General features: G+C 63.2%; 15 protein-coding genes. 1 reads left to right on the top strand and 14 read right to left on the bottom strand.

Features of this window, described 5'->3' with window-relative positions; translation table 11 throughout:
• Positions 1-17 precede the first annotated feature (17 nt).
• The 6 genes from B8V81_RS21100 to B8V81_RS21075 form a co-directional block, all read right to left on the bottom strand.
• Positions 18-653, bottom strand: a complete 636-nt coding sequence (locus tag B8V81_RS21100) for a Yip1 family protein (protein WP_028597690.1) — start codon at positions 651-653, stop codon at positions 18-20.
• Positions 634-2,097 carry an NHL repeat-containing protein gene (locus B8V81_RS21095; RefSeq protein WP_101809136.1) on the bottom strand — a complete coding sequence of 488 codons (1,464 nt, stop codon included), beginning with the start codon at positions 2,095-2,097 and terminating at the stop codon, positions 634-636. Before B8V81_RS21095 ends, B8V81_RS21100 begins: the two co-directional genes overlap by 20 nt.
• 17 nt (positions 2,098-2,114) lie before the next feature.
• Entirely contained in the window at positions 2,115-2,990 is an 876-nt protein-coding gene (locus B8V81_RS21090) for a carbohydrate ABC transporter permease (protein ID WP_028597688.1), read from the bottom strand.
• Position 2,991: 1 nt separating this feature from the next.
• Positions 2,992-3,954: a carbohydrate ABC transporter permease gene (locus tag B8V81_RS21085; RefSeq protein ID WP_101809135.1), complete on the bottom strand. Its 963-nt coding sequence runs from the start codon at positions 3,952-3,954 to the stop codon at positions 2,992-2,994.
• 17 nt (positions 3,955-3,971) lie between these two features.
• A complete protein-coding gene (locus B8V81_RS21080) occupies positions 3,972-6,869 on the bottom strand; it encodes an extracellular solute-binding protein (protein WP_101809134.1) in 2,898 nt (965 codons plus the stop codon).
• Positions 6,870-6,955: 86 nt separating this feature from the next.
• Positions 6,956-8,344, bottom strand: coding sequence for an ABC transporter substrate-binding protein (locus B8V81_RS21075; protein WP_101809133.1), 1,389 nt, complete (start codon positions 8,342-8,344; stop codon positions 6,956-6,958).
• Positions 8,345-8,610: 266 nt separating this feature from the next.
• On the opposite strand from B8V81_RS21075, the gene B8V81_RS21070 reads away from it, so the two are divergent.
• Positions 8,611-9,366, top strand: a complete 756-nt coding sequence (locus B8V81_RS21070; RefSeq protein WP_101809132.1) for a helix-turn-helix domain-containing protein — start codon at positions 8,611-8,613, stop codon at positions 9,364-9,366.
• A 176-nt stretch (positions 9,367-9,542) separates the two neighbouring features.
• On the opposite strand, the gene B8V81_RS21065 is transcribed toward B8V81_RS21070, so the two are convergent.
• From B8V81_RS21065 to B8V81_RS21030, 8 genes are all read right to left on the bottom strand, one after another.
• Positions 9,543-10,562 carry an endo-1,4-beta-xylanase gene (locus B8V81_RS21065; RefSeq protein ID WP_101809131.1) on the bottom strand — a complete coding sequence of 340 codons (1,020 nt, stop codon included), beginning with the start codon at positions 10,560-10,562 and terminating at the stop codon, positions 9,543-9,545.
• 52 nt (positions 10,563-10,614) lie between these two features.
• Positions 10,615-11,496 carry an ABC transporter ATP-binding protein gene (locus B8V81_RS21060; protein ID WP_101809130.1) on the bottom strand — a complete coding sequence of 294 codons (882 nt, stop codon included), beginning with the start codon at positions 11,494-11,496 and terminating at the stop codon, positions 10,615-10,617.
• 3 nt (positions 11,497-11,499) lie between these two features.
• Positions 11,500-14,355, bottom strand: a complete 2,856-nt coding sequence (locus B8V81_RS21055) for an ABC transporter permease (protein ID WP_101809129.1) — start codon at positions 14,353-14,355, stop codon at positions 11,500-11,502.
• A gap of 58 nt (positions 14,356-14,413) precedes the next feature.
• The gene (locus B8V81_RS21050) at positions 14,414-15,469 is read right to left on the bottom strand and encodes an efflux RND transporter periplasmic adaptor subunit (protein WP_240478941.1); all 1,056 of its coding nucleotides are present in this window, start codon (positions 15,467-15,469) and stop codon (positions 14,414-14,416) included.
• Positions 15,432-16,160 carry an ABC transporter ATP-binding protein gene (locus B8V81_RS21045; RefSeq protein ID WP_425320492.1) on the bottom strand — a complete coding sequence of 243 codons (729 nt, stop codon included), beginning with the start codon at positions 16,158-16,160 and terminating at the stop codon, positions 15,432-15,434. The genes B8V81_RS21050 and B8V81_RS21045 overlap by 38 nt, the downstream gene beginning before the upstream one ends.
• Before the next feature lie 187 nt (positions 16,161-16,347).
• Complete coding sequence (locus B8V81_RS21040) at positions 16,348-17,814, bottom strand: glycoside hydrolase family 43 protein (RefSeq protein WP_101809127.1); 1,467 nt, start codon at positions 17,812-17,814, stop codon at positions 16,348-16,350.
• An 84-nt stretch (positions 17,815-17,898) separates the two neighbouring features.
• Positions 17,899-19,530 (bottom strand): response regulator transcription factor, encoded by a 1,632-nt coding sequence (locus B8V81_RS21035; protein WP_101809126.1) that lies wholly within the window; start codon positions 19,528-19,530, stop codon positions 17,899-17,901.
• Position 19,531: 1 nt separating this feature from the next.
• Entirely contained in the window at positions 19,532-21,271 is a 1,740-nt protein-coding gene (locus tag B8V81_RS21030; protein WP_101809125.1) for a sensor histidine kinase, read from the bottom strand.
• Positions 21,272-21,274: the final 3 nt, after the last annotated feature.

The raw sequence follows: 21,274 nt of genomic DNA, 5'->3' as shown, positions 1-21,274 counted from the left end.
TCCACCCCTCCTCTCTCTCAGCCGCGAAGCGCGATCTCTTGATAGATGATGCTGACGAACGACACGATCTGCTGGATCAGGCTGAAGAACAGCAGACAGAGGAACGCCATGAAGCCCATCGCGACGAGCGTCAGGATGATCATGCCGATCGTTTTCATCGGCGAATATTGATGCACGGTCATATTTCCGACGAACAGCAGGAACGCCGACCAGAGCAGCGCCACGCTCGTGGAGAACCGATAGAACGGGACCTCCTGCAAGGAGATGACGTTGCTCAGCCAGATCCACGGGAAATGAATGACGACGAGCGGCGCCAGCGCGAAGCAGGTCGAGGCGAAGATGTCGCGGAATTTTCCTTCGCCGTCCATGAGGGTCGTCAGCGACCAGTTGGCGACGCACCAGAACAGCACGGGGACAAAGACGTAGACGATCTCCATCAGGCTGTTGATGCTGTCCGGATAGACGAGGTTCACGACAAAGCCGCTGTACTGCGTCTGCAGGATGTTCGTGAGCGCCAGCAGGCACAGGATGGCGAGCGACAGGATCAGGTTCAGCCTCCGGCTTCGCTCGTACTTGAGGTCCCAGTAGCCGTTGAACGGATGCAGGATGACATAAAACGGATAGCGCAGCGCTTCACGATTCCATTGCCGCAACCTTTCCCCCTCCTTTCGCCTTGCGGTATTTGCGGAATATGGCATACCCGGCCGCCAGCGCGAGCACGACGCTCATGATCGTCGCGAAGTGGCTGCGCAGCACCTGCTTGCGGTACAGCAGGAAGCTTTTGGAGTAGCCCTCCTGGTCCATGCTCTGCTTGAAGTAGGCCATCGACTCCCGGTAATCCCCTTGCCGCAGCAGCGCCTTGCCGATGCCGGAGTAGGCGAACTCGAGATTGGCGTTCATCTGGATCGTCTGGCGGTACTTCTCGTACGCCTGCTCCTCGTCGCCGCGATAATAGCTGCGCACCGCCTCGTTCAGCGTGCGCCCGTATTCCGTCGTGCGGAATACGGTCAGCTCGCCGAGCGCTTTGTCGAGTACGAGAAAGTCCTCGCCGAGCCGATCGACGGCGGTCGGGTTTTTGAACTCCCCGAGCTGGTTGCCGATCCCGCCGAACACATACATGAAATGGCCGTCGCCGTTGTAGGTGAAGATCCGTCCGCGGCTCGCATCGAGGATGGAGTACATCTCGCTGTCGCCGACGTCGATGTCGACGAGACGGGCCGGCCCGTCCTCGATCGTGTAGTAGATGTCGCCCTCCGGGGCGAAGTAGCCCTCCCGGCGCAGGATGTCCGTCCCTTGCGCGTTCAGCTTGCGCACGCTGTCGGTCGCCTGGCCGTTCGTCGCGTACAGGAAGCCTTCCTCGTCGATGTCGAGGTTCGTATATTCGGTCGGCGTGAACATGACCATCTGGCTGCGCTGCGCCTTGGTGGACAGCATTTTCCAGAGATGGTCCATCGGGTTGAAATAAACGCGGTTGGCGCCGATGAACGACGTGAAGTCTCCGCTCGAGCTGAATTCCATGAAGCCGTCGAACACGCCGGCCGCCATCACGTACATCCGCTGCGCCTTGTCGACGACGACACGCACCGGGGAGAAGGAGAACCCTTCGGCGAGAAACTCGGAGGTCGGATTTTCGACGACCTGCCGCAGCCCGCCCTCGCGGTCGAGCCGAACGACCCGCTTGTGGCCCGTATCGGCGACGACAAGCTCCTTGTCGTCCGTGACGAACAGCCCCTGCGGATTCGAGAACGTCTCGCGCTTGCCGTCCCGCTCGAACGAGTCGATCACCCGGTCGAGCTTGAAGCCGGGACCGAGCACGAGCACCCGGTTGTTGCCGGAGTCCAGCAGGTAGATCTCTCCGTCATCGGTCACATGCAAATCGCTCGGCTCCTTCAGAGCACCGGCGCCGAGATCGTCTCCGCCGAGCAGCTCCGTCGCCTGATAGGCGGCCGGCGCCGACACCGTGTCTCCCCAGAAGGAATAATTGTAGGAGCCCGCCGTATCTTCCGCTCCTGCGATCCCGCCGCCGAGGCTGGTCCCCAGCAGGCAGGCCGCGGCGATCAGAAGATGGCTCTTGGTCCTTCGTAGCAATGCCAGCATCGCGCAACGGCTCCTTTCTATTCTTTCATCCCGGAGGTCGCCATCGTCTGGATGACGCTGCTCTGGGAGAGGATGAACAGCGTGATCGGCACGATCATGAGGATCAAGGCGACCGCCGCTCCGACGCCCGCCCGCGCGATCCCGCCCTGCGTGATTTGGCCGAGCGCGTAGTGAAGCGTCTTCAAGTTTTCGCTGTAAATGAAGCTGCCGCCGTCGGTGCCCCACAGCATCGGGAACTGCAGGATCATGAGCGTCAGCCAGGCCGGCTTGACGTTCGGCATGACGATCGTCCAGTAGATCCGGTACTCGTTCGCTCCGTCGATCTTGGCCGCCTCGATGAGCGCGTCGGGAATCTGCTCCATGAACTGCTTCATCAGGAACAATCCGAGCGGAAAGGCGAGCGCCGGCACGATGATCGACGCATGCGTGTTGATCCAGCCGAGCCACGACATGACCATGTAGTTCGGAATCGCCGTGACGTGGCCCGAGAACATCAGCGACAGGACGACGATGGAGAACAGCGTCTTGCCGCCGGGCATCTTGTACTTGGCGAGCGGATAGGCGGCGGCGGACGCGAGCAGGATATGTCCGGCCGTGCCGACAAGCGTGATGAGCAGCGTATTGCCGATATAGCGGGACAACGGCACCCACGAGCTGCCCATCAGGGCGACCAGATCGTAGAAATTGTCGAAGGTCGGATTGCTGACGAGGACGCGCGGCGGGAAGATGAACAGCTCGTCGAGCGGCTTGAAGGCGTTGTTGATCGCGTAGACGAGCGGCAGCGCCATGAAGGCGCCGAACACGGCCAGCAGCGCGAACAGGAGGAAGCTGACCGTCAAGGAGCGGTTCAGCCTTTTCGGCGCCCGCAGCGCCGGGATCATTTTCATGCTCATCTCACTCCCCTACCTTGCGCAGCAGTTTTTGCGTCAGCATGTTCGTGCCGATCATGATCCCGAACAGCACGGTCGCGATCGCGGAAGCGTAGCCCATCTCGAAGCGGATCGTGCCGTAGTCCATCAGATGCGTCACGACGGTATGCGCCGCGTAGTTGACGCTCGGGAAGCCGGCCAGCGCGATCGAGATGTCGGCGACCGCGAACGAGGACGTGATCTGCAGCACCGCCCCGAACAGCAGCTGCGGCCGCATCGACGGCAGCGTGATGAACCACAGCTCCTGCCAGCGGTTGCGGATGCCGTCCACCGCCCCCGCCTCGATCAGCGACTTGTCGATCGTCTGCAGGCCGGCGATGAAGGCGAGGAAGCTCGTGCCGAGGCTCAGCCACAGCTGCACGAGGATGACGATCGGCAGGATGTAGTTCTCGTTGGTCAGCCACTGGATCGGCTCCAGGATGAAGCCGTATTTGATGAGGAAGCCGTTCAGATAGCCGTAGCTGTCGCCCGAGAACACGATCAGCCAGATGAAGAACACGTTGCCCGAGATCGAAGGCGCGTAGAAGATGAGCGTCATGACCGCCCGCACCTTCGGCGACAGCTCGTTGATGATCCAGGCGAACAGGAAGCAGGCGACATAGCTGACCGGCCCGGTGATGACGGCGAACAGGAAGGTGTTCTTGAGCGCGATCATGAAGACGTCGTCGTTCAGCAGCAGGCGCGAGTAGTTCTGCCAGCCGACGAACCGCGGAAACTCCAGCATGTTGAAGTAGAAGAAGCTGAGGAGCAGCGAGAAGACGACGGGAATGACGGTGAAGAGGAAAAAGAGGATCATGTACGGACCCATGAGGATATAGGCATGCTTGTGCTTGCCTATTTCCTTGAGCGCGGGGCCGAGCCTGGACTTCTTCTCCGCCTTCCGGGCCAGGCCAGGCACGGCCCCGCTCGGTGTAGTCTCGGCTTGCATCGGACGTCGCCTCCTGACTAATACGGAAGGTTGAATTCCTTCCGCTTGATCTCGATTTCATCGTTGATGTAAAGCAGGTAGTCCGACAGCGCCTCGCGCGGGTTCTCCGCCTGGTTCACGACTTTGCGGAAGGCGTTGTCCAGATGGCGGCCCGTGAAGTAGCCGCCGGGCACCTGCGGGATGCCGCGCACCCACTCCCACTGGCTTTCCAGGTTGCGGTAGTCCTTGACCGGCCACGGAAGCTCCTCGAGCGCAGCGATGTTCGCGGTCGGATAACGGGCGGCCTCGCCCATCAGCCCTTCCATCTCGCGGCCGTAGGCGACCTGCGTCTCCTTGCCGGTCCACCATTTCATGAACGACCAGGAGGCGTCCTTGTCCTTGGCGTTCTGCAGCATCATGACGCCGGTCGTATGGCTCGCGACCTCATGGCTGACGCTGCCGTCCTCTTGCACCGAGCCCGGCACCATCGTGAAGTCCCACAGCCCCTTGATCTCCGGCGCCATGACCGTCAGCGAGTTGTAGGTCGTGTAGTCGGCGATGCCGATCGGCATCTCGCCCGTGCGGAACCGGTTCGGGAAGTCCGCGAGCAGCGGGAACTTGTAGTTCGTATAAAACTTCGTCCACGTCTTGAACGCGTCCATCGAGATGTCGGAGTCGAGGCCGCTCCGCTTGTCGTCGTCGCGGTAAAACTCGCCGCTATGCTGGAACAGCATCATCGAAAACGTCGCGTTCGGGACGAGCGTCGAGTTGTTGTTCACCGAGTCGATCGGCAGCCAGAACTCCATGTTGCTCTTCTGCAGCACCGAGATCAGGTTGTACACGTCCTGCCAGGTTTTGGGCGGCTCCAGCCCGAGGCTGCCGAGGATGTCCTTGCGGTAGAACAGCATCGGGAACGTCTGCTGCTCCGGCAGCGCGTAGAAGCCGTTCTGGAACGCATATGGGGTCAGAGCGCTGTCCCGAAAGCGGGAGGCGACCTGCTCGAAGTCGGCGAACTGCGTCAGATCGGCCGCTGCCGCGCGCATCGCATAGTTGACCGGCAGGTCCTCTCCGATCTGCATCGCGACATCCGGCCCTTCATCGGCCAGCGTGGCCGGCAGCAGGATGTTCGGCGGCACGAGCCGCAGCTTCACCGAGATGCCCGTGTCGGGCGTGAAGCTGTCGTCGATCAGGCTTTTCAGCACTTGCGCCTGGTCGCGTCCGGTCGTGATCCATACCGTGATCGACCGGCCGGAGTCGCCGGTATTGCCGATGCTGTCGTAATCCTCGGTGTACGAGGCGACGAATCCGCCCAGCTCATGCCTCGCCTTGTCCAGCAAGGTCGCCGCCGCATCCGGCAGCTTGCGGTCTGGCGAGCTGACGACGAGATAGTCGAGCGACAGCGGCTGCTCGCGCACGGTGAGGATCCAGGTGCCGAGGCCGCCGACATTGATCTTGTAGGAGCTCAGCCTGCGCGCGACCGTCTCCGGCTCGCTCTCCATCTCGCGAAGCTGGCGCACCATCGTATGGAGCACCGCGACCTTGTCGCTGACCTCGCCGGTCATCTCCTCGAGGTAGTCGGCGACGCTCTCGATCGTGTCCGCCTGCTTGCGGAACACCTCCGTCATTTCCGGAATGCGCTTCTCGAGCTGATAGTCCCGGTACGGATCGGGCGTATTGGAGGTGATGACGAGAATTTTGCGGTAGATCTCGTTCAGCTGCAGCACGCTCGACTCGATCGTCTCGAGCAGCGGCGCCATCTGTCCGAGCGATACGGTCAGGCGGATGCGGTGCTTGCCTGCCGTCAGATGGAACAGGTACGGCTCCTCGGCGCCAAGCACCTGCATGCGCCAGTCCATGTCGAAGGGAAAGGCGATCTCCTTCATTTCCTTGAACGGAACCTCGCCGTCGATCGTCAGGCTGCGCGTGCTGTAGACGCCGCGCAGCTGGTCCTGCTTGCGCTTGAGGGCGATCTGGTACAACCCGTCCGCCGGCACGTCGACCTCCCACTCGATCCATTGTCCCGGCAGCTTCCAGTTCAGGCCGCCGATCGCATTGACGCGGATCTTGGACACATCGTACGGCTCGACCGAAGGGCTCGAGCGGTCGGACAGCGGATACAGCGTCGGCGACGACTTGAGCACGGCATGCTCGGCCTGGATCTTCAGCTGCCGATCCTTCGCTTCGGCCAGCCCTTTCTCGGCGTAGTCCTGCTTGAGCTCCGCATAGGTTTTGAGCGGCTGCTCCTGATAGAGCTCGATATAGTCGATGGCCATCGGCTCGCGCGCGGCGGTCAGCGTGAGCGTCTGCTCTCCCTGCTTGAAATAGAACCGGTACGGCTCATCCTCATAGCCCTCGCCGTCCTGGAGCGGCTCGAGCTGCCAGGCGGCCTTCTCGACCTGGCGCGGCCTCAGGTCGTTGCCCCGGTCGTCCCGGCGGACCGCTTCCTCGCGATTGCCCCAGATCCGGTACAGCGACAGCTTCTCCGCGCCGCGGAACGGCAGCTCGCCGCCCAGCGTCAGCTGCCGCTCGATCGCCGAGCTTTTGCCCTCGACCGGGAAATAATGGATCCGAATCTGGTAAAGGCCCGCTTTGTTCACGTTCACATTCCAGCTGATCGAACCCGTCTCGGGCGTGACGACCGCCGTCCCGTCCAAGCCTTCATATCCTTGCTCGACCGTAAACCTGCCGCCCGCGGCATGCGAGAAGCTCTCGCCTTCGATCCGGATCGTCGCGTCCGGCCTCTCGTCCGAGGCGTGGCGCTCCAGATAGCGGCCGTAGCTCGCCTCATCCTGCTTGCCGACGATCGCCTCGAAGTCGCTCATCGCCTTCACGCTCGCCAGGCCGCTGCGGTCCGACGGGGCGAGCAGCCCGATCGAGACGGCCGCGACGATCAGCGCCAGCACGGCGATTCCGTATCTCTTTCGTTTCCGGGACATGATCTCTCCTCCTGTTGCGGCATCAGCCGAAGCGCGGACCGTCCCCTCCGCTTGGAAAGGAGACGGCCCGCGATCGGGCGGCTCGATCAGTTTTGGTACACTTCGTCGATCGCGGCCTGGAAAGCCGCCTTGTACTTCTCGACGACGGTCGAGACCGACGTGCCGGCGTTCAGCTCGCCGACAAAATCGTAATACTTGAGGTTCGGGAACGTGTTGTGATCGAGCACGATCATGTTCGGGGCGACCATCTTGGCGTTTTCGATGTCTTCCTCGGTCGTGAAGTTCGTCTCATACGAGCCCTGGTCGGGATAGTCGTAGACGGACTCGATGTCGTGGATCTTTTCCCAGATGTACAGCAGCTGCTCCGGATGCTCGACCGCCTTCGGAATCGTCAGCGACTGGAACAGCGCCTCGGCCGAGTGGTAGCTCGTCGCGCTCGGGCCTTTCGGGAACGGCACGAAGCCCAGCTCGTAATCGGCCATGTCGGTCTTGAAGCCGCCGATTTCCCACAGCGCGCCAGCGTACATCAGCGTGTTGCCCTGGCGGAAAAACTGCCCCGGCTCCGTCCAGTCGCCGCCTTCCGTCGGGCGGGCCAGCTTTTCGGTGGCGAGCCGGGAGATGAAGTTCAGCGACTCCAGCGTCTTCGGATCGTCGAGGTTCTGCTTCTCGCCCAGCGTGAGCGCCGCTTCGTTCGAATACAGCGCGTGGTCCATCAGGTTCGAGTTGGCGAGCCCCCATGTATCGAGCTTGCCGTCGTTGTTCGTATCCTTGTTGGAGTCCTTGATCACCTGGATGAACGCATCCCAGTTCCACGCGTCCTCGTTCACATAGTCTTGGAGAGGCTTCAGGCCGAGCTGGTTCATCAACGTCTTGTTGTAGAAGACTCCCTGCACGAGATTCGCCTGGTTGTCCGTGAAGCCGTACCCTCTGCCCTCGTACTGCATGTACTCGTCCGTCACCTTTTGATTGAACGCCCGGGAGTTTTTCGTGTACTCGTCGACCGGCCAGAGCAGATCCTGCTTGACCAGCGTCGGGATCGTATACGTCTTGCCGAGCCGGACGATATCGCCGATCGGTTCGCCGGCCAGCAGCGAGGCGACGACCTTTTGCTGGTACTCTCCGTAGTCGATCGCGACGTATTCGACCTTGAAGTTATGCTTCTTCATCAGCTCGTCGAGATTTTTCTTTTTCTGGATGTTGTCCGGATTGTCTTCCGGAATCGTCATGTCCCACCAGGAGACAATCTTGATCGTGCGGCCGCCCATGTCGAAGTCCATCTCCGGCGTCGCAAGCTCCTCCGCCTCGGCTGCGCCTTCGTTTGCCGCCGGCGAGTTGGCGCCGGCCTCGTTGACGCCTGCATTCGCGCTTTCGGAGGCCGAATTCGCCGCGCCTCCGTTCGAGCTCGAGCTGCAGGCGGCCATGGATCCTGCGATGATGAGGCTGAGAAGCAGCGGCGTCCACTTGCTTGCTTTCATGTCCATCCCCCTCGGATTTAGGATTACACAGCAAAGTGTAGCGCTTACATTTGGAGCCATCAACCTGCCTCCCTGCAGGCCCGTCACCTGCCGAACTATAGGTTTCCCGTCCCCGCGCGGCCGCTCGGAATCCGCCTCGGGAAAAAAGTAAAGGATTGGTGAGCGTCCAAAGAAATGCACGTTGTCTGCGTTCGCGGATCGCGGCCATAATAGAACCATCCTTCATGGACGCTTGAAGAATATCGCCAGAAAGCGAGGTTCTTATCGTGGTTCAGGTACTGCTTTTGGATTCCAATGCCCGCTCGAGCCAGGCCTGCAGCAGCCTGCTGGACTGGAGTCAGTACGGCCTTGAATTGAAAGCGCTTCAGCTGCCGACGGTCGAAGCGATGATGGACGCCGTCGATCCGCTGTCCTGCTCGCTGATCCTGATCGGCATGGGCAACCCCGATTTCGGGATGGAACTGTGCGAGCGGATCCGCCGCATCAGCCGCGTCCCGATCATCCTGCTCGGCGGAAGAGGAGATTTTCCGCTCATGCGCCGCGCGCTGGCGCTGCAGGTGAGCGACTGCATCCTGCATCCCGTGCAGGCCCGCGACCTGCACGACAGTTTGAAAGCGCTGACAAATCGGCTCGGCCTCACGGCCGGCCCAGCCGCCGATGACGGCGCGAGCGGCGAGCATGGCGTGCCGGCCGCAGAGCCGATCATCGAGACGGTGAAGCAGTATGTGGAGCAGGAGCTGCATCACAACATCACCCTCAAGAAAATCTCCGCCCTGCTGCATTTCAACTGCGCCTATCTCGGCCAGAAGTTCAAATGCCATGTCCATATGTCCTTCAACGAATATCTGTTGCAGCAGCGGATGGAAAAGGCCAAGGCGCTGCTGGAGAACACCGACATGCGCATCTATGAAATCGCCAGGCGGGTCGGCTACACCGAAATCGACTGGTTCTACAAGAATTTCAAGGCGTATACCGGCGCGAGCGCCAACGAATACCGCAAGCAGCTGATCGATTCGGCCTGACGGCGCTGCGGAATTGCCCGGAGCAGGCCGCAGCGCGCAGCGCCGGAACGCGGAAGAAGCTGCGGACGTCCGTCGCGTCTATCGCGAGCAGCGCCGGAATGCGGAAGAACGAGCAAGGGGCAGCGCGGCCAGGTCCGATCGACCTGGCCGCGCTGCCCCCTTCTCCTCCTGAACCCTCAAGTCCGATCCGTGCCGAGCACGGCGCGCAGCGCCGCCTTCGGCCGCTGCCGCTCGTCGAACAGCAGCGGCCAGTTTTTGCGCCCCCGCACCGGAAAATCGTCCAGCCACGTATAGTCGTCGGCCGCCCCCCAGAACGTGACGCCGGTGATCGTGCCGCTGTACTCGCGGAACAGGTCGAAAAACTGGCGGTACCGCTGCTCCTGCAGCCGCAGCATCTCCGCGGTCGGCTCCGCGAGATCCGCGCGCCGGTCCTGGAACGTAAATACCGATACGTCCATCTCCGTAATCTGCAGCTGCAGGCCGAGCGCGGCATAGGCCTCGATCGCGGCGCGAATGTCGCCGAGCGGCGGATCCTGCACATTCCAGTGCGCCTGCAGGCCGATGCCGTGGATCGGCGCCCCCTCGTCCAGCAGGCTGCGCACGAGCCGGCAGATCTTGTCGCGCTTGCCCGGATTGCATTCGTTGTAGTCGTTGTAAAACAGCAGCGCGTTCGGGTCCGCCGCATGCGCGAAGCGGAACGCCTGCGCGATGTAGTCCTCTCCGATGCCCTTCAGCCAGCGCGACGGGCGCAGCAGCGCCTCGCCTTCGTCCGTCACCGCTTCATTGACGACATCCCAGCCATAGACCGTTTCCGAATAGCGGCCCACGACCTTCTCGATATGGGCCTGTATGCGCTCCAGCAGCAGCTCCCGTCCGGCCTCGCCGCCCTGCCCGTCCTCGAACACCCAGTCCGGCGTCTGGTTGTGCCAGACGAGCGTATGTCCGCGCAGCTTCATTCCATGCTCGCGGGCGAAGTCCGCGATCCGGTCGGCCTCCTCGAACGTGTACGTCCGCTCCTGCGGGTGCACGCTTGCGAACTTCATTTCATTTTCAGCCGTCAAGCTGTTGTACTGCCCGATCAGCAGCTCCTTCTGGCTGACGATCGTGCGCGAGCTGACGGCCGCGCCGATATAAAAGTCCTTTTCGAACGCGCGGGCGAGCGAGCCCTCCGCGATGTTCCTCTCCGTGCCGGCCATGGCTGGATTCCACCTTTCTTCGATTGGGCGCGCCGGTTTCAGGCGCCATCCGTCATCCCGCCTCATCCGGCGGGTAAAGCACGATCCGTCCCTCTTCCAGCTCGACGCGCACCTTGCCGCAGTCCTTGAAGCCGTCCGCCTCCAGCAAGCCTGTCGGTATCTGCAGGCGGCCGGCCTTGTCGAGCACGGCATACTCCGTATGGCTGTCCTCCTCCGCCTCGTCCGCGCTCGGCAGCGCCGGCTCCTCGGCATAGGATGCCTTCCGGATCATCTCCGCCGACGTCTTGCCGTCCCGGATCTGCACAACCCGGTCTACCTTGCGGGCAAGCGCCGGGTCATGGGTGACGATGACGATCGTGATGCCGAGCGAGCGGTTGAGCGAGCGGAACAAGTCGAGCACCTGCTCGGACGTCCTGCTGTCGAGCGAGCCCGTCGGCTCGTCAGCGAGCAGCAGCTTCGGCTCGTTGGCCAGCGCGATCGCGATCGCGACGCGCTGCTGCTCTCCTCCGGACAGCTCGCTGAGCCTGTTTTTCACCCGATGGCCGAGGCCGACCGCCTCCAGCAGCCCGAGCGCGCGCTCGCGCCGCCGCTTGCCGCGAAGCAGGATCGGTAGCTCGACATTTTCCAGCGTCGTCAAATAAGGAATGAGATTGCGGGCATTGTTCTGCCAGACGAATCCGACCGTCTCCCGCTTGTACTTCACCAGCTCCTTCTCGCCGCAGGACAGCAGCGGCCGTCCGGCGACGAGCAGCTTGCCGGCGGACGGCTTGTCGAGCCCTCCCAGCATGTTGAGCAGCGTCGATTTGCCGCTTCCGGAGTTGCCGATGATCGCCATCAGCTCCCCTTGCTCGACGATCAGGTCGAGGCCTTGCAGCGCCACGACCTCGAGGTCGGCGGTCTTGAAGATCTTGACCAGTCCTTCGCAATGGATCATCGCTTACTCCTCTCCCAGCTTGAGCGCCTGCGCGATCCGGATCCGCGACAGCCGCCAGCCCAGCACGAGCAGGCCGACGGCCAGCGTGATGCCGACGAGGCTGTAGAGCTGCAAGTAATCGGCGAGCCGGTAGACGACCGTGAACGGAGGCACCTGCGCCGTCGTCGCGAACGACATCTCGAACATCGGGACGAACAGCTCGCTGGACCAGCCTCCGATGAGCACTCCGATCACCGCCGCCGCCCCCGAGGTGAGCAGCTGCTCGCTGACGAGCATGAGGATGATCTGCCGGAACGGGATGCCCATCGCTCCGAGCACGCCGTACTGGAGCGTGCGGCCCGAAAGCGTGAGCAGCCAGAACAGGAGGAAGCCGAAGAAGCAGATCAGCATCGAGATGACGAAGCCGAGCGTCATGACGCCGTTGATCGCGAGCCGGAACGGATCGTTGTTCGAGACGGCTAGCTGCCGGTTCGCGTCGGTCAGTCCGGAGATGCTCAGCTTCTGCGCGGCAAGCTCGTCGTAGATGTCCTGGCTGGCCGCTCCGTCGGCCAGCTTGAGCCACACCTCGTACGGCTCGACGGCCAGCCGGTTCTGGATCGCGCTCAGATGGCCCACGACCAGATAGGGAAGCTCCTCCTTGCCGGGCTCTCCGCTTTGAAGCGGACTCCAGCTCGGCCAGTAGTCGACGATGCCGTACACCGTGAACGCCGCCTGGTCGAGCCCGTCCCAGGAGAGGCGGATCGCATCGCCCGGCTTCGCCTTCGCCTTGTCGGCGAGCGAGCGGGAAATGAGCACCGCCTTCGGATTCGGCGCGATCAGGTTCAGGTAGCTGTTGATCGGATGCTCCAGCAATCCGTCTTTCATCCACGCCGTCTCGCCGAACGACTTCGTCTCGATGCCCATCAGCGTCGTTTTCCCGCTCGTCTTTCCGGCGGCGAAGCGCGCCTTGTCGCTCCGGAACACCTTGGCGGCCGATGCGGCTCCCTCCAGATCGGCGAACGGCTCGAACGGCGGCTCCGTATACTGGACTCTGCGGTCCGTCCCGGAGCTGGCCGCCGCTTCCGGTCCCGGCTCCGCTCCGGCCATCGCCGGCGGCGGGGCATCGTTTGCCCAGCGGGTCGTCAGCGCGATATCGGCGCCTGCCGCATAGCGGATCTTGCTTTCCATATTGTCGTTGATCGTACGGGCCGCATTGGCGCTGAACAGTCCGGTCGACACCGTCATGATGAGGAACACCTGGATCGTCAAGTATTGGCCGGAGGAGCGGCTGATCTGCACGAGCGTATGGTACAGCGACGGCGGCCACCAGCGGCGGCCGGCCCGATAGAGCAGATGGAGGAGCCAAGGATAGACGCGCAGCAGCAGCAGCCCCCCGCCAAGCGCGAACATCGCCGGCATCAGGAACAGCAGCGGATCGATCTGGAGCGCGTCCTGGTCAAGCGCGAGCCGCTTCAGATCCTCCTGACGCTTGCCGAAGTTGTAGAGCAGGTACCCCGCCAGAGCGATCAGCACGAGATCGATGCCGGTCTTGTGCCAGAACGACATCCGCGGTTGGCGGGCGCTGCGCTGCTTGTGCGCCACGATATCGACGCGGGTCGCCAGAAAGGCGGGAAAAAGCACGAGCAGGATCGCCCCGCCGACGGCAAGCGCCGCGATCCGGTAGCTGCCGCTCGTCAGGCTGACCTCCAGCGCCGAGCGCTGCACGAACTCGAGGAATCCGCCCGACGCCCCGAGCAGCTTGGTGAATCCGACGCCGACGAACGGTCCGACCGCCAGCGCGGCCGCGCCGAGCAGCATGTTCTCCGCCGCATAGGCGGCCATGATCTGCGCGCGGCTGGCGCCGCGGCTGCGCAGGACGGCGATCTCGGTCTTCTGCCGGCCGATGACGAGGTTCGCCGCCATGTAGAGGTAAAAGGCGAGCATGAGCATGACCGGCGAATAAAGCGACAGCATCGTCACGTCCAGCCGGGCCTGCTTGCCGGCGTACGAAGCGACGGTCGCGGTCGCCGGCACGTTCACCTCCTCGGCGCCGAGACGACCGCGGAAGTAGCGCTTGATGTCGGTCGCCGCTTCGAGGAAGCGGTCGATCCCGCCGATCGACAGCTGCGCATAGTCGAGGGCGTAGCGCCACTCCAGCTCCGCGACCCGCACCTTGCCGCCTGCGGTGAACTCGCGCTCGAACGTCTCGAACGGAAGGAGCAGGCTGTTCTCGGCCTGTTCCGTCAAGTAGGGAAGATAGGGATCCGCGTCGGCCGACGTCGCCACGAGCCCGACCGGCACGACCCGCAGCGGCGTCTTGTCCGGCGCCTCCGCGATCAGCTCCTCCCCCAGGCTCCGCTTGACCGAGTTCAGGAACCTCTCCGTCACCAGCGCCTCGAACGCGCCATCCTGCCGGTCCGCCGGAAGGCGTCCTTCGACGATCCGCACCCGCTGCTCCAGGCCGGACAGCGAGGCGAACGCCCCCGCCGTCTTTTGCGTCTTTTTCTCCTGCTCGGACGCATCCGCGCCGTATACCTTCAGCTTGGGCGTGAACCGCTGCTCGTAAAACGCCTGCGCGGGCAGCCCCGTCCGCTCCGGGATCGTCCGCACGAAGCGGTCGGCGCGGCCGATCGCCTGGATCGTCTTGTCGTCCATCTTCGTGGACGAGACGGTAGTCCGGATGCGGACATAGCCCGGATACGCCGAGCTCTCGCCCTGCACGAGCTGCAGCTCCCGCTGCAGCGTCCGCTGCAGAATCGCGTCCGAGTACAGCGGCATGGAGCTGAACAGCGCGACGCACAGCGTCAGCCCGAACCACAGGTTCAGCTGCAGCCATTTGTTGCTTGCCATCTTGCGAAGGATCATCGTCCCTAGTGCCATCCGCGCCACCTCGTCTTCGAAGCCCTCCGCCGAGCCGCAGCCAGCCGCGCAGGAGCCATCAATTGTTCAGGATGACCTGCTGGCCATCCTGCAGCCCTTTGACGATCTCGACTTCCGTCGGCGTCATGAGGCCCACCTCGACGTCCACTTCCTTGCGGCGCTCCCCTTCCGCGACCTGCACGTAGAAGCGGTTCATATAGGTGCGGAGCGCCGCGCGCGGCAGCACGATCGCGTTGTCGCGCTTCTGCAGCTGGATCTCGAGCTGCGCGCTGTGCCCGACCTGAATGCCCGCCGGCGGATCGTCGATGCCGATGTAGAGCGTGACGGCGTTTTTCTCCGCCTTGGCCGGATCGGTTCCGGCCGGCACGTTGCCCGGCGCCTGCAGCACCTTGCCGGTGTAGCTCTTGCCCTTGTAGGTCAGCGAGACCGGCATGCCGGTCTCGACGGCCGCGACATCCTTGCTGCTGGACGCGGAGTACGTCAGCTGCATGTCGGCCTGGTCCGCGACGGTCAGGATCGGCTGATAGCCGTTCACCCGGTCGCCGGTCTGGAGCGTCTCCGCGAAAATGATCGTGCCGGCGATCGGCGCGAGCAGCTTCGACTTGCCGAGCCTTTCTTCCATCGCCTCCAGCGACAGCCGCTCGCGCTCCAGATCGATCTCGCGCAGGCGCAGGTCGGTCGAGCTGGCCTGCGAGGCGCGAGCCTGGCTGTAGAGCAGCTCGGCCCGCTCGACGTTCAGGCGCTGCAGCCGCGTCTGCAGCTCCAGGTCGCCGGTCTCGAGCTCGGCGAGCAGCTCGCCGGCCTTCACCTGCTGGCCGAGCTTGACCGCGATCGACCTCAGCGTGCCGGCGTCCTTGAACGACAGCGCTTTCGTGTCCGCGGACACGAACGTCGCGTTGCCCTTGAGCGAGGTCTGGATGCTGCCGCGGGCCGCTTCGACGAGATCGAGCGCTTCCTCGGCCGGCTGCACGAGCGGCGGCTGAAGCGTCGTCTCCTCGACCGGAAGCAGCGAGCAGCCGGACAGGGCGAGCGCCGACAGCAGCCCGAGCGCGGCAATCCGCTGCCGCGGCGAGCGCTCAGGCTTGGCGGGCTTGACGGGCCGTTTTCGAATCAATTCGACCATCCTCCAATGCAATGACATCATCGACGAGCTCCATCATGCCGGGATCATGCGTCGTCATGAGGATCGTCATCCCGGAGCGGCGGACGAGATCCCGGAAAACCTGCATCACCTGCAGGCCCATCACGCTGTCAAGCTCCGCCGTCGGCTCGTCGGCGATCAGCAGGCTCGGCTTGTGGGCGATCGCCCTGGCGATCGCGACACGCTGCTGCTCTCCGCCGGACAGCTCGGTCGGGCGATGCTTCATCCGCTCCTTCAATCCGACCCGCTCCAGCGCCTGCTCCGCCGCCTCTTTGTTCCCGGCCTTGGGCGCGCCGGCGATGCGGAGTCCGAACTCGACGTTCTCATACGCGGACATGAGCGGGATCAGGCCGAACGACTGGAAGACGAGCCCGATCTCCTTGCGGCGGACCGCGCTTCGCTCGGCTCCCGAGAGCCCGGTCAGCTCCCGATCCCGCAGGAATACCTTGCCCTCGGTCGGCTCGTCGAGCGAGCCTAAAATATTGAGCAGCGTCGTCTTGCCGGAGCCCGAGCGCCCCCGCAGCGCCACCATCGAACCTTCCGGCAGCTCCAGATCGATGTCCGCCAGCGCCGTGAACGCCTGAGCCCCTTTGCCGAACACCCGCTTGATGCCCTCCGCGCGCAGGATCGGCGCTCCTGCTGCCGGCAGCGATTCGTTCTGCATCGGCATACCCCCTCAAGTTGGATTCAACCGAATCGGCTGGGATGTTCCTCTTCGAGTGTAGACCGGCTCCTCCAGCCCGACAATCGGTCAATGGACAGCGAAAGACCTTACGGATTATAGAAGTTGGGCCGCGTCACGCCGCAAAAAAACCAAGGAAGCGCTGCGCGCGTCCTTGGTCCAGGTCGAATCATTCGCTGAATTGCCAATCCAGCAGCCGCAGCAGCGGCGCATCCGGCTCGCCGCGGAATACGAGATACAAGTCATGCACGCCGTCCGCTCCCGCAACGGCCGTCGACCGCACGCGCCACTCTCCCTCTCCCTCTTCCTCTGCCGGCACTTCCAGCCGGCCGATCAGCGCGCCGTCCGGCTGGTCCAGCCGCAGCTCGATCGTCCCGGCCGCGCCATCGCTGCGTACGGTCGCGGCGAAGGCGGACGCTCCGGCGCCGAAGTCGGCTCCGGCAAGCCCGATCCAGCCGCCGTCCTCGCTGGCGGCGGCCGCTCGTGCTCCGGCCAGGCGAGGAGCGGGGCCGATCGAGACGCCTGCCGTCCAGGCCGACGTGCTTCCGCTCGTGCGGACATACGGATTCAGCGCCTTGACTGCCGGCACGCCGGCAAGATCGGCCTGAATCTCGCGGATGGCTCCATTCTCGTCGAACTCCACCCGATTCAGATGCGTCGAGCGATAGCCCAGCGGCACGCCCATCGCCTTGGACAGCGTCTGCGCATGGTATGCCATATACCAGCTGCCTGCGAACTCGAACATCGCGTGATGGTTGTTGCCGCCGACGCCGAAAAACGCCGACGGGTTTCGGAGGATCGAGCGCTCGTACGTCCAAGGCCCGGTCGGGCTGCCGCTCGTCATGTAGGCGATCTCTCCGGCAGGAGGGCTGCCCTCCTCGCGCTCTCCCGGATGGAAGTTCGAGCAGTAGGAGAAATAATAGACGCCGCCGCGCTTGTTGATGCCCGCATCCTCGAACAGATACGGCGCCCGGATCGGCTGCGCCGTGCCGACGACGCTCGTCATGTCGTCGCCGAGCTTCATGACCCGCGCCGTATCGGGCCACTGTGCCCGCCCTTCGGGGATGCCTCCGCCAAAATAGATATAGGCGCTTCCGTCCTCCTCCACCAGCACGGCCGGATCGAACAGCCAGGTCACGTCCTCCACGCCCGGCGTCGAACGGGCGATCAGCGCCTCGCCGAGCGGATCGGTCCACGGACCGGTCGGCGAATCGCCCTCCAGCACGCCGATGCCGCTCGCATTGTTCGCAAAATAAAGGAAGAAGCGTTCCTTGCCGCCGATCATCTTGCACGCTGCGGCCGGCGCCCACGACTGGGTGGCCCAGACGGCGGCTCCGTCCTTGCCGGCGACATGGACCTCTCCATGATCGGTCCAGTTGACCAGATCGTCGGAAGAAAGGATGCCGATCCGGTCGATCCGTCCATACGTATTGTCCTTCGCGTTTCCCTGCTCGTCGCGTTCCAGAATATCGTTGGTCATGTACAAATAGACCCGTCCGCCATGGACAAGCGCATACGGATCCGCTCCGAAGCGATGGGCGACGAGCGGATTGCCGTTCGGCGGCGTCTTGCCGACCGCCTGCGCAAGCGGCCTCCGAGCGGAAGGCTCCGCTCGTTTCGTTTCCGGTTGACTCATGCTGGACCTCCTTTGAATGTGGACCTGCTGCTGCTGCTCCTGCTCCTGCTTGAAAAATTGCGCCTCGCCTGCAAGCGGCTCCGCTCAGCGGGCCTGCAGGCTGTCGCGGTATTCCTGCGGCGTCAGTCCGGTCGATTTTTTGAAGAAGCGCGTGAACGAGTGAGCGGCTTCATAGCCGACCGAGCCGGCGACCTCGCGGATTTTGAGCTCTCCGTTCCGCAGCAGCTCCTTCGCTTTTTTCAGCCGGCAGCCATCGATGTACTCGGACAGGTTCATCCCGCTCTCCTGCTTGAAGAAGCGGGACAGATACGATGGGTTGAAATAGTTGATCTCGGCCAGCCGGACGAGCGACAGATCCTCCTCCAGATGCGTCTCGATGTAGCGGCAGATGCGGTCGATGACGCTGGAGGCGCGGGCGATCTCGCTGCGATGCTTCAGCTCGAACAGGCGGCCGGCCAGCTCGCGCAAGTACGCGGCCGCCTCCTTCATCGACGCATGCTCATCGAGCCGCAGCAGCTTGCGGCAGTCGCCGATGTCGCGCCCGAGTCCCCAGCGCTGGATTGCCGCATGCAGCAGGAGGGCGACCGAATAGTAGCCCTCGACGGCGCGCTCGACCTGGATCTGCGCATCCAGCAGGCCGTCCGCAAGCTCGTGAAACGCTTCAAAAAAGAGCTCCCTGCGGCCGGCTTCCAAATGGGCCGCGAGCAGCTCCGTTCGCTGCGGCAGCTTGAGGTCGTCCTTGCCGCCGTCGGCTTCATCCGGCTCGAAGCGGTCGATCAGCACGGCCGCCATGCGTCCGGACAGCTTGACCTGGAGCAGCTGGCGCAGCCGGGCCGCCTGCGGCGTGACCGACCGCCACTCCGATGGACTGCCGCCCAGCGCAAAAGCGGCCGTCAAGCCGAGCTGCTTCTGGCAGGCTTCCTGGATCAGCTCCAGCATCCCTTCCAGATAACGCGCGAAGTAGCCGTCGAACTGGCGCTCGAGCGGAACGGCTGGCTGCAGCAGCCAGACCAGCTCGCCCTGCTTCTCGACGATGCCCGCGCGGCGGCTCTGCTCCGCCAGGAACGAGTCCCAGATCCGCTCCGCCGTGCGCAGCAGGCCGCTGCGGACGCTGTATCCGCTATCGTCCGGATACGCCAGCTGCCCGGCCACCACATAGACCTGCTGCTGCGGATCGAGCTTGAGCCCCGCCTTGCGGAGCTCCGCGGCGAACGCCTCGCGGTCGCTCGCATGCGTGCCGCTGTCTTGGAGCAGATGGCGGATGAACTCGGCCTGCTCCATCACCTCGAGCGCATAGAGCTGCTCGCGCGACAGCTCGACGAGCGAGCCGATCTGGCTGCTCTCGTCGACTTCGGCGACCACCTCCTCGATGACCTCGATCACCTTGCCGAATCCCTCGGTCTTGAGCAAGTAGCGGGCGCGCGGCATCTGGATCGCCTTGTAGGCGTAGTCGAATTCGCTGTAGCCGGTCAGAAAGACGATCCGGCAGCGCGGCCAGTACAGCTGGATCTCCTCCGACAGCTCCAGGCCGCTCATGCCGGGCATGCTGATGTCCGTCATCACGATGTCGAAACGCGTCCTTTTCAGCCACTCCAGCGCCTCCTTGCCGGAATAAGCCTTGCATACGTCCAGGCGGTCCGGCATCCGCATGCGGAACACCTCGTACAAGCCGTCAGTGATGATCTCTTCGTCGTCTACGATCAGCAGCCTAAGCATTTCATACCGTCTCCTTCAGCCTGATGCGGATCGCAACCTTCAGTCCGCCCAGCTCGCTTCGCGACAGGCTGAGGCCGCTGCCTTCCCCGTAGGTGAGCAGGATCCGCCGGTGGATGTTGATCATTCCGGTCATTTCATACGAGTCCGAAGAGCTGTCGAGCCGCCGGCGCAGCTCCTCGAGCAGGCTCTCCCCGATCGGCTCGCCGTTGTTCTCGACGACGATGCGCGCCTCGTCCTCTTCCCGCTCGAACGATACGCGCAGCAGCCCCTCCTCGGTCACCTTCTCCAGGCTGTGCTCGTACGCATTTTCAATGATCGGCTGGATGATCAGCCGCGGCACGCTGATCGTCCGCATCGTCTCCGGCAGCTCGCCGAACTCGACCGCGATCCGCCTGGAGAAGCGCAGCTCCTGGATCTCGGTATACATGCGGGAATGCCGCGTCTCCTCGGCCAGCGGCACAAGATCCGCTCCGCTGCGCGTGATGAAGCGGAAGTATTCGCCCAGCATGTTCGTGAACTGCTCGATCCGGTCCGTATCTCCCGTGCGCGCGAGCGAGTTGAGGATGAAAAAGCTGTTGTAGAGGAAATGCGGATTGATCTGCGACTGCAGCTGCTTGAGCTCCGCCTTCTGCATCATCAGCTTCTGCTTGAAATCCTGATCGATCAGCATCTGCAGCTTTTTCAGCATGTGGTTGAACCGATGGTACAGATAGCCGAACTCATCTTTCTGCTCATGCTCGATCGGACTGTCCAAGGCACCGCCCTCCATCCTTCTGAAGCTCTGTACGAGAAGCAGCAACGGCTTGTGCACGAATCGATAGGTGGAATAGGCGTAAATGAGGATCGTCATCAGCGTTGCCGCCGCGAACAGCCAGGCCCAGACCTCGAATTTGCTCAGCGGCTTGGCGACCGTCTCGGCGGGCATATAGATGAAGCCCGTCAGCCCCAGCTTGGCGGAGCTGACTTTGTTGAACTGGTACTCCTTCCCGTCCAGCTCGAGCCGGAACGCGCTTGCGGACGAGCTTCGGGCGAGCGCGGCGGATTGCCTCATCATCTCGCTCGAGCCGGGATCGCTCGCGATCGCGAACGAAGATCTGTCGTCCATGACGAACGAGCCGCTCTCTTCGTAGGAATTGAGCTGTTTCATCGACTCCTTCAGACGCTCGGCATCAAGCACGATCTGGACGATGAACAGCGGCTTGCCCCCCGCTTCTCCGCTGGCCTTCGACGCCCGCAGATGGAAGGTCTGCTGCCAGGTGATGAGCCTCGTCTTCTCCTTGCCGAGCGAGGCTAGCAGATCGTCGAAGCTGCCCTGCTGGAACTCGTACACATCATGCGCTGCGGACACCGTCTTGCGGATCGAATGCAGATGGACGTACACGTCCTTGATGTACGGACTGCTGTTCTTGATCGAGGTCAGGCGCTGGATCAAATAGTTCATGCCCGCCGTCCGCTCCACGCCGTTCATCTTTTCCCAGGCGACGGCCAGCTGGTTCAGCTCGTTGTCCTGGACGAGATCGTACTGCTGGATTTCAAGCCACTCGATCTCGCGGTTCAAGTCTTCCATATAATAGGACAGCTGCGTCGTTGTCGCCCGCGAGATTTCCTCGCGGGCATTTTTCGCGCTCCAGTGGTACAGGTAGACGCCGAGCGCCAGAATGGGCAGGATGACGGACAGATAAGTCAGGACGAGCCGGATGAAGATGGAGTTGCGGATGGAGTTGACCGGGAATCGAAACAAGCT

This window comes from Paenibacillus pasadenensis (genome assembly GCF_002864175.1).
Taxonomy (GTDB): Bacteria; Bacillota; Bacilli; order Paenibacillales; family Paenibacillaceae; genus Paenibacillus_O; species Paenibacillus_O pasadenensis.
Note: the sequence above shows the minus strand (reverse complement) of the source record. Positions and strands in the feature narration are given on the sequence as shown.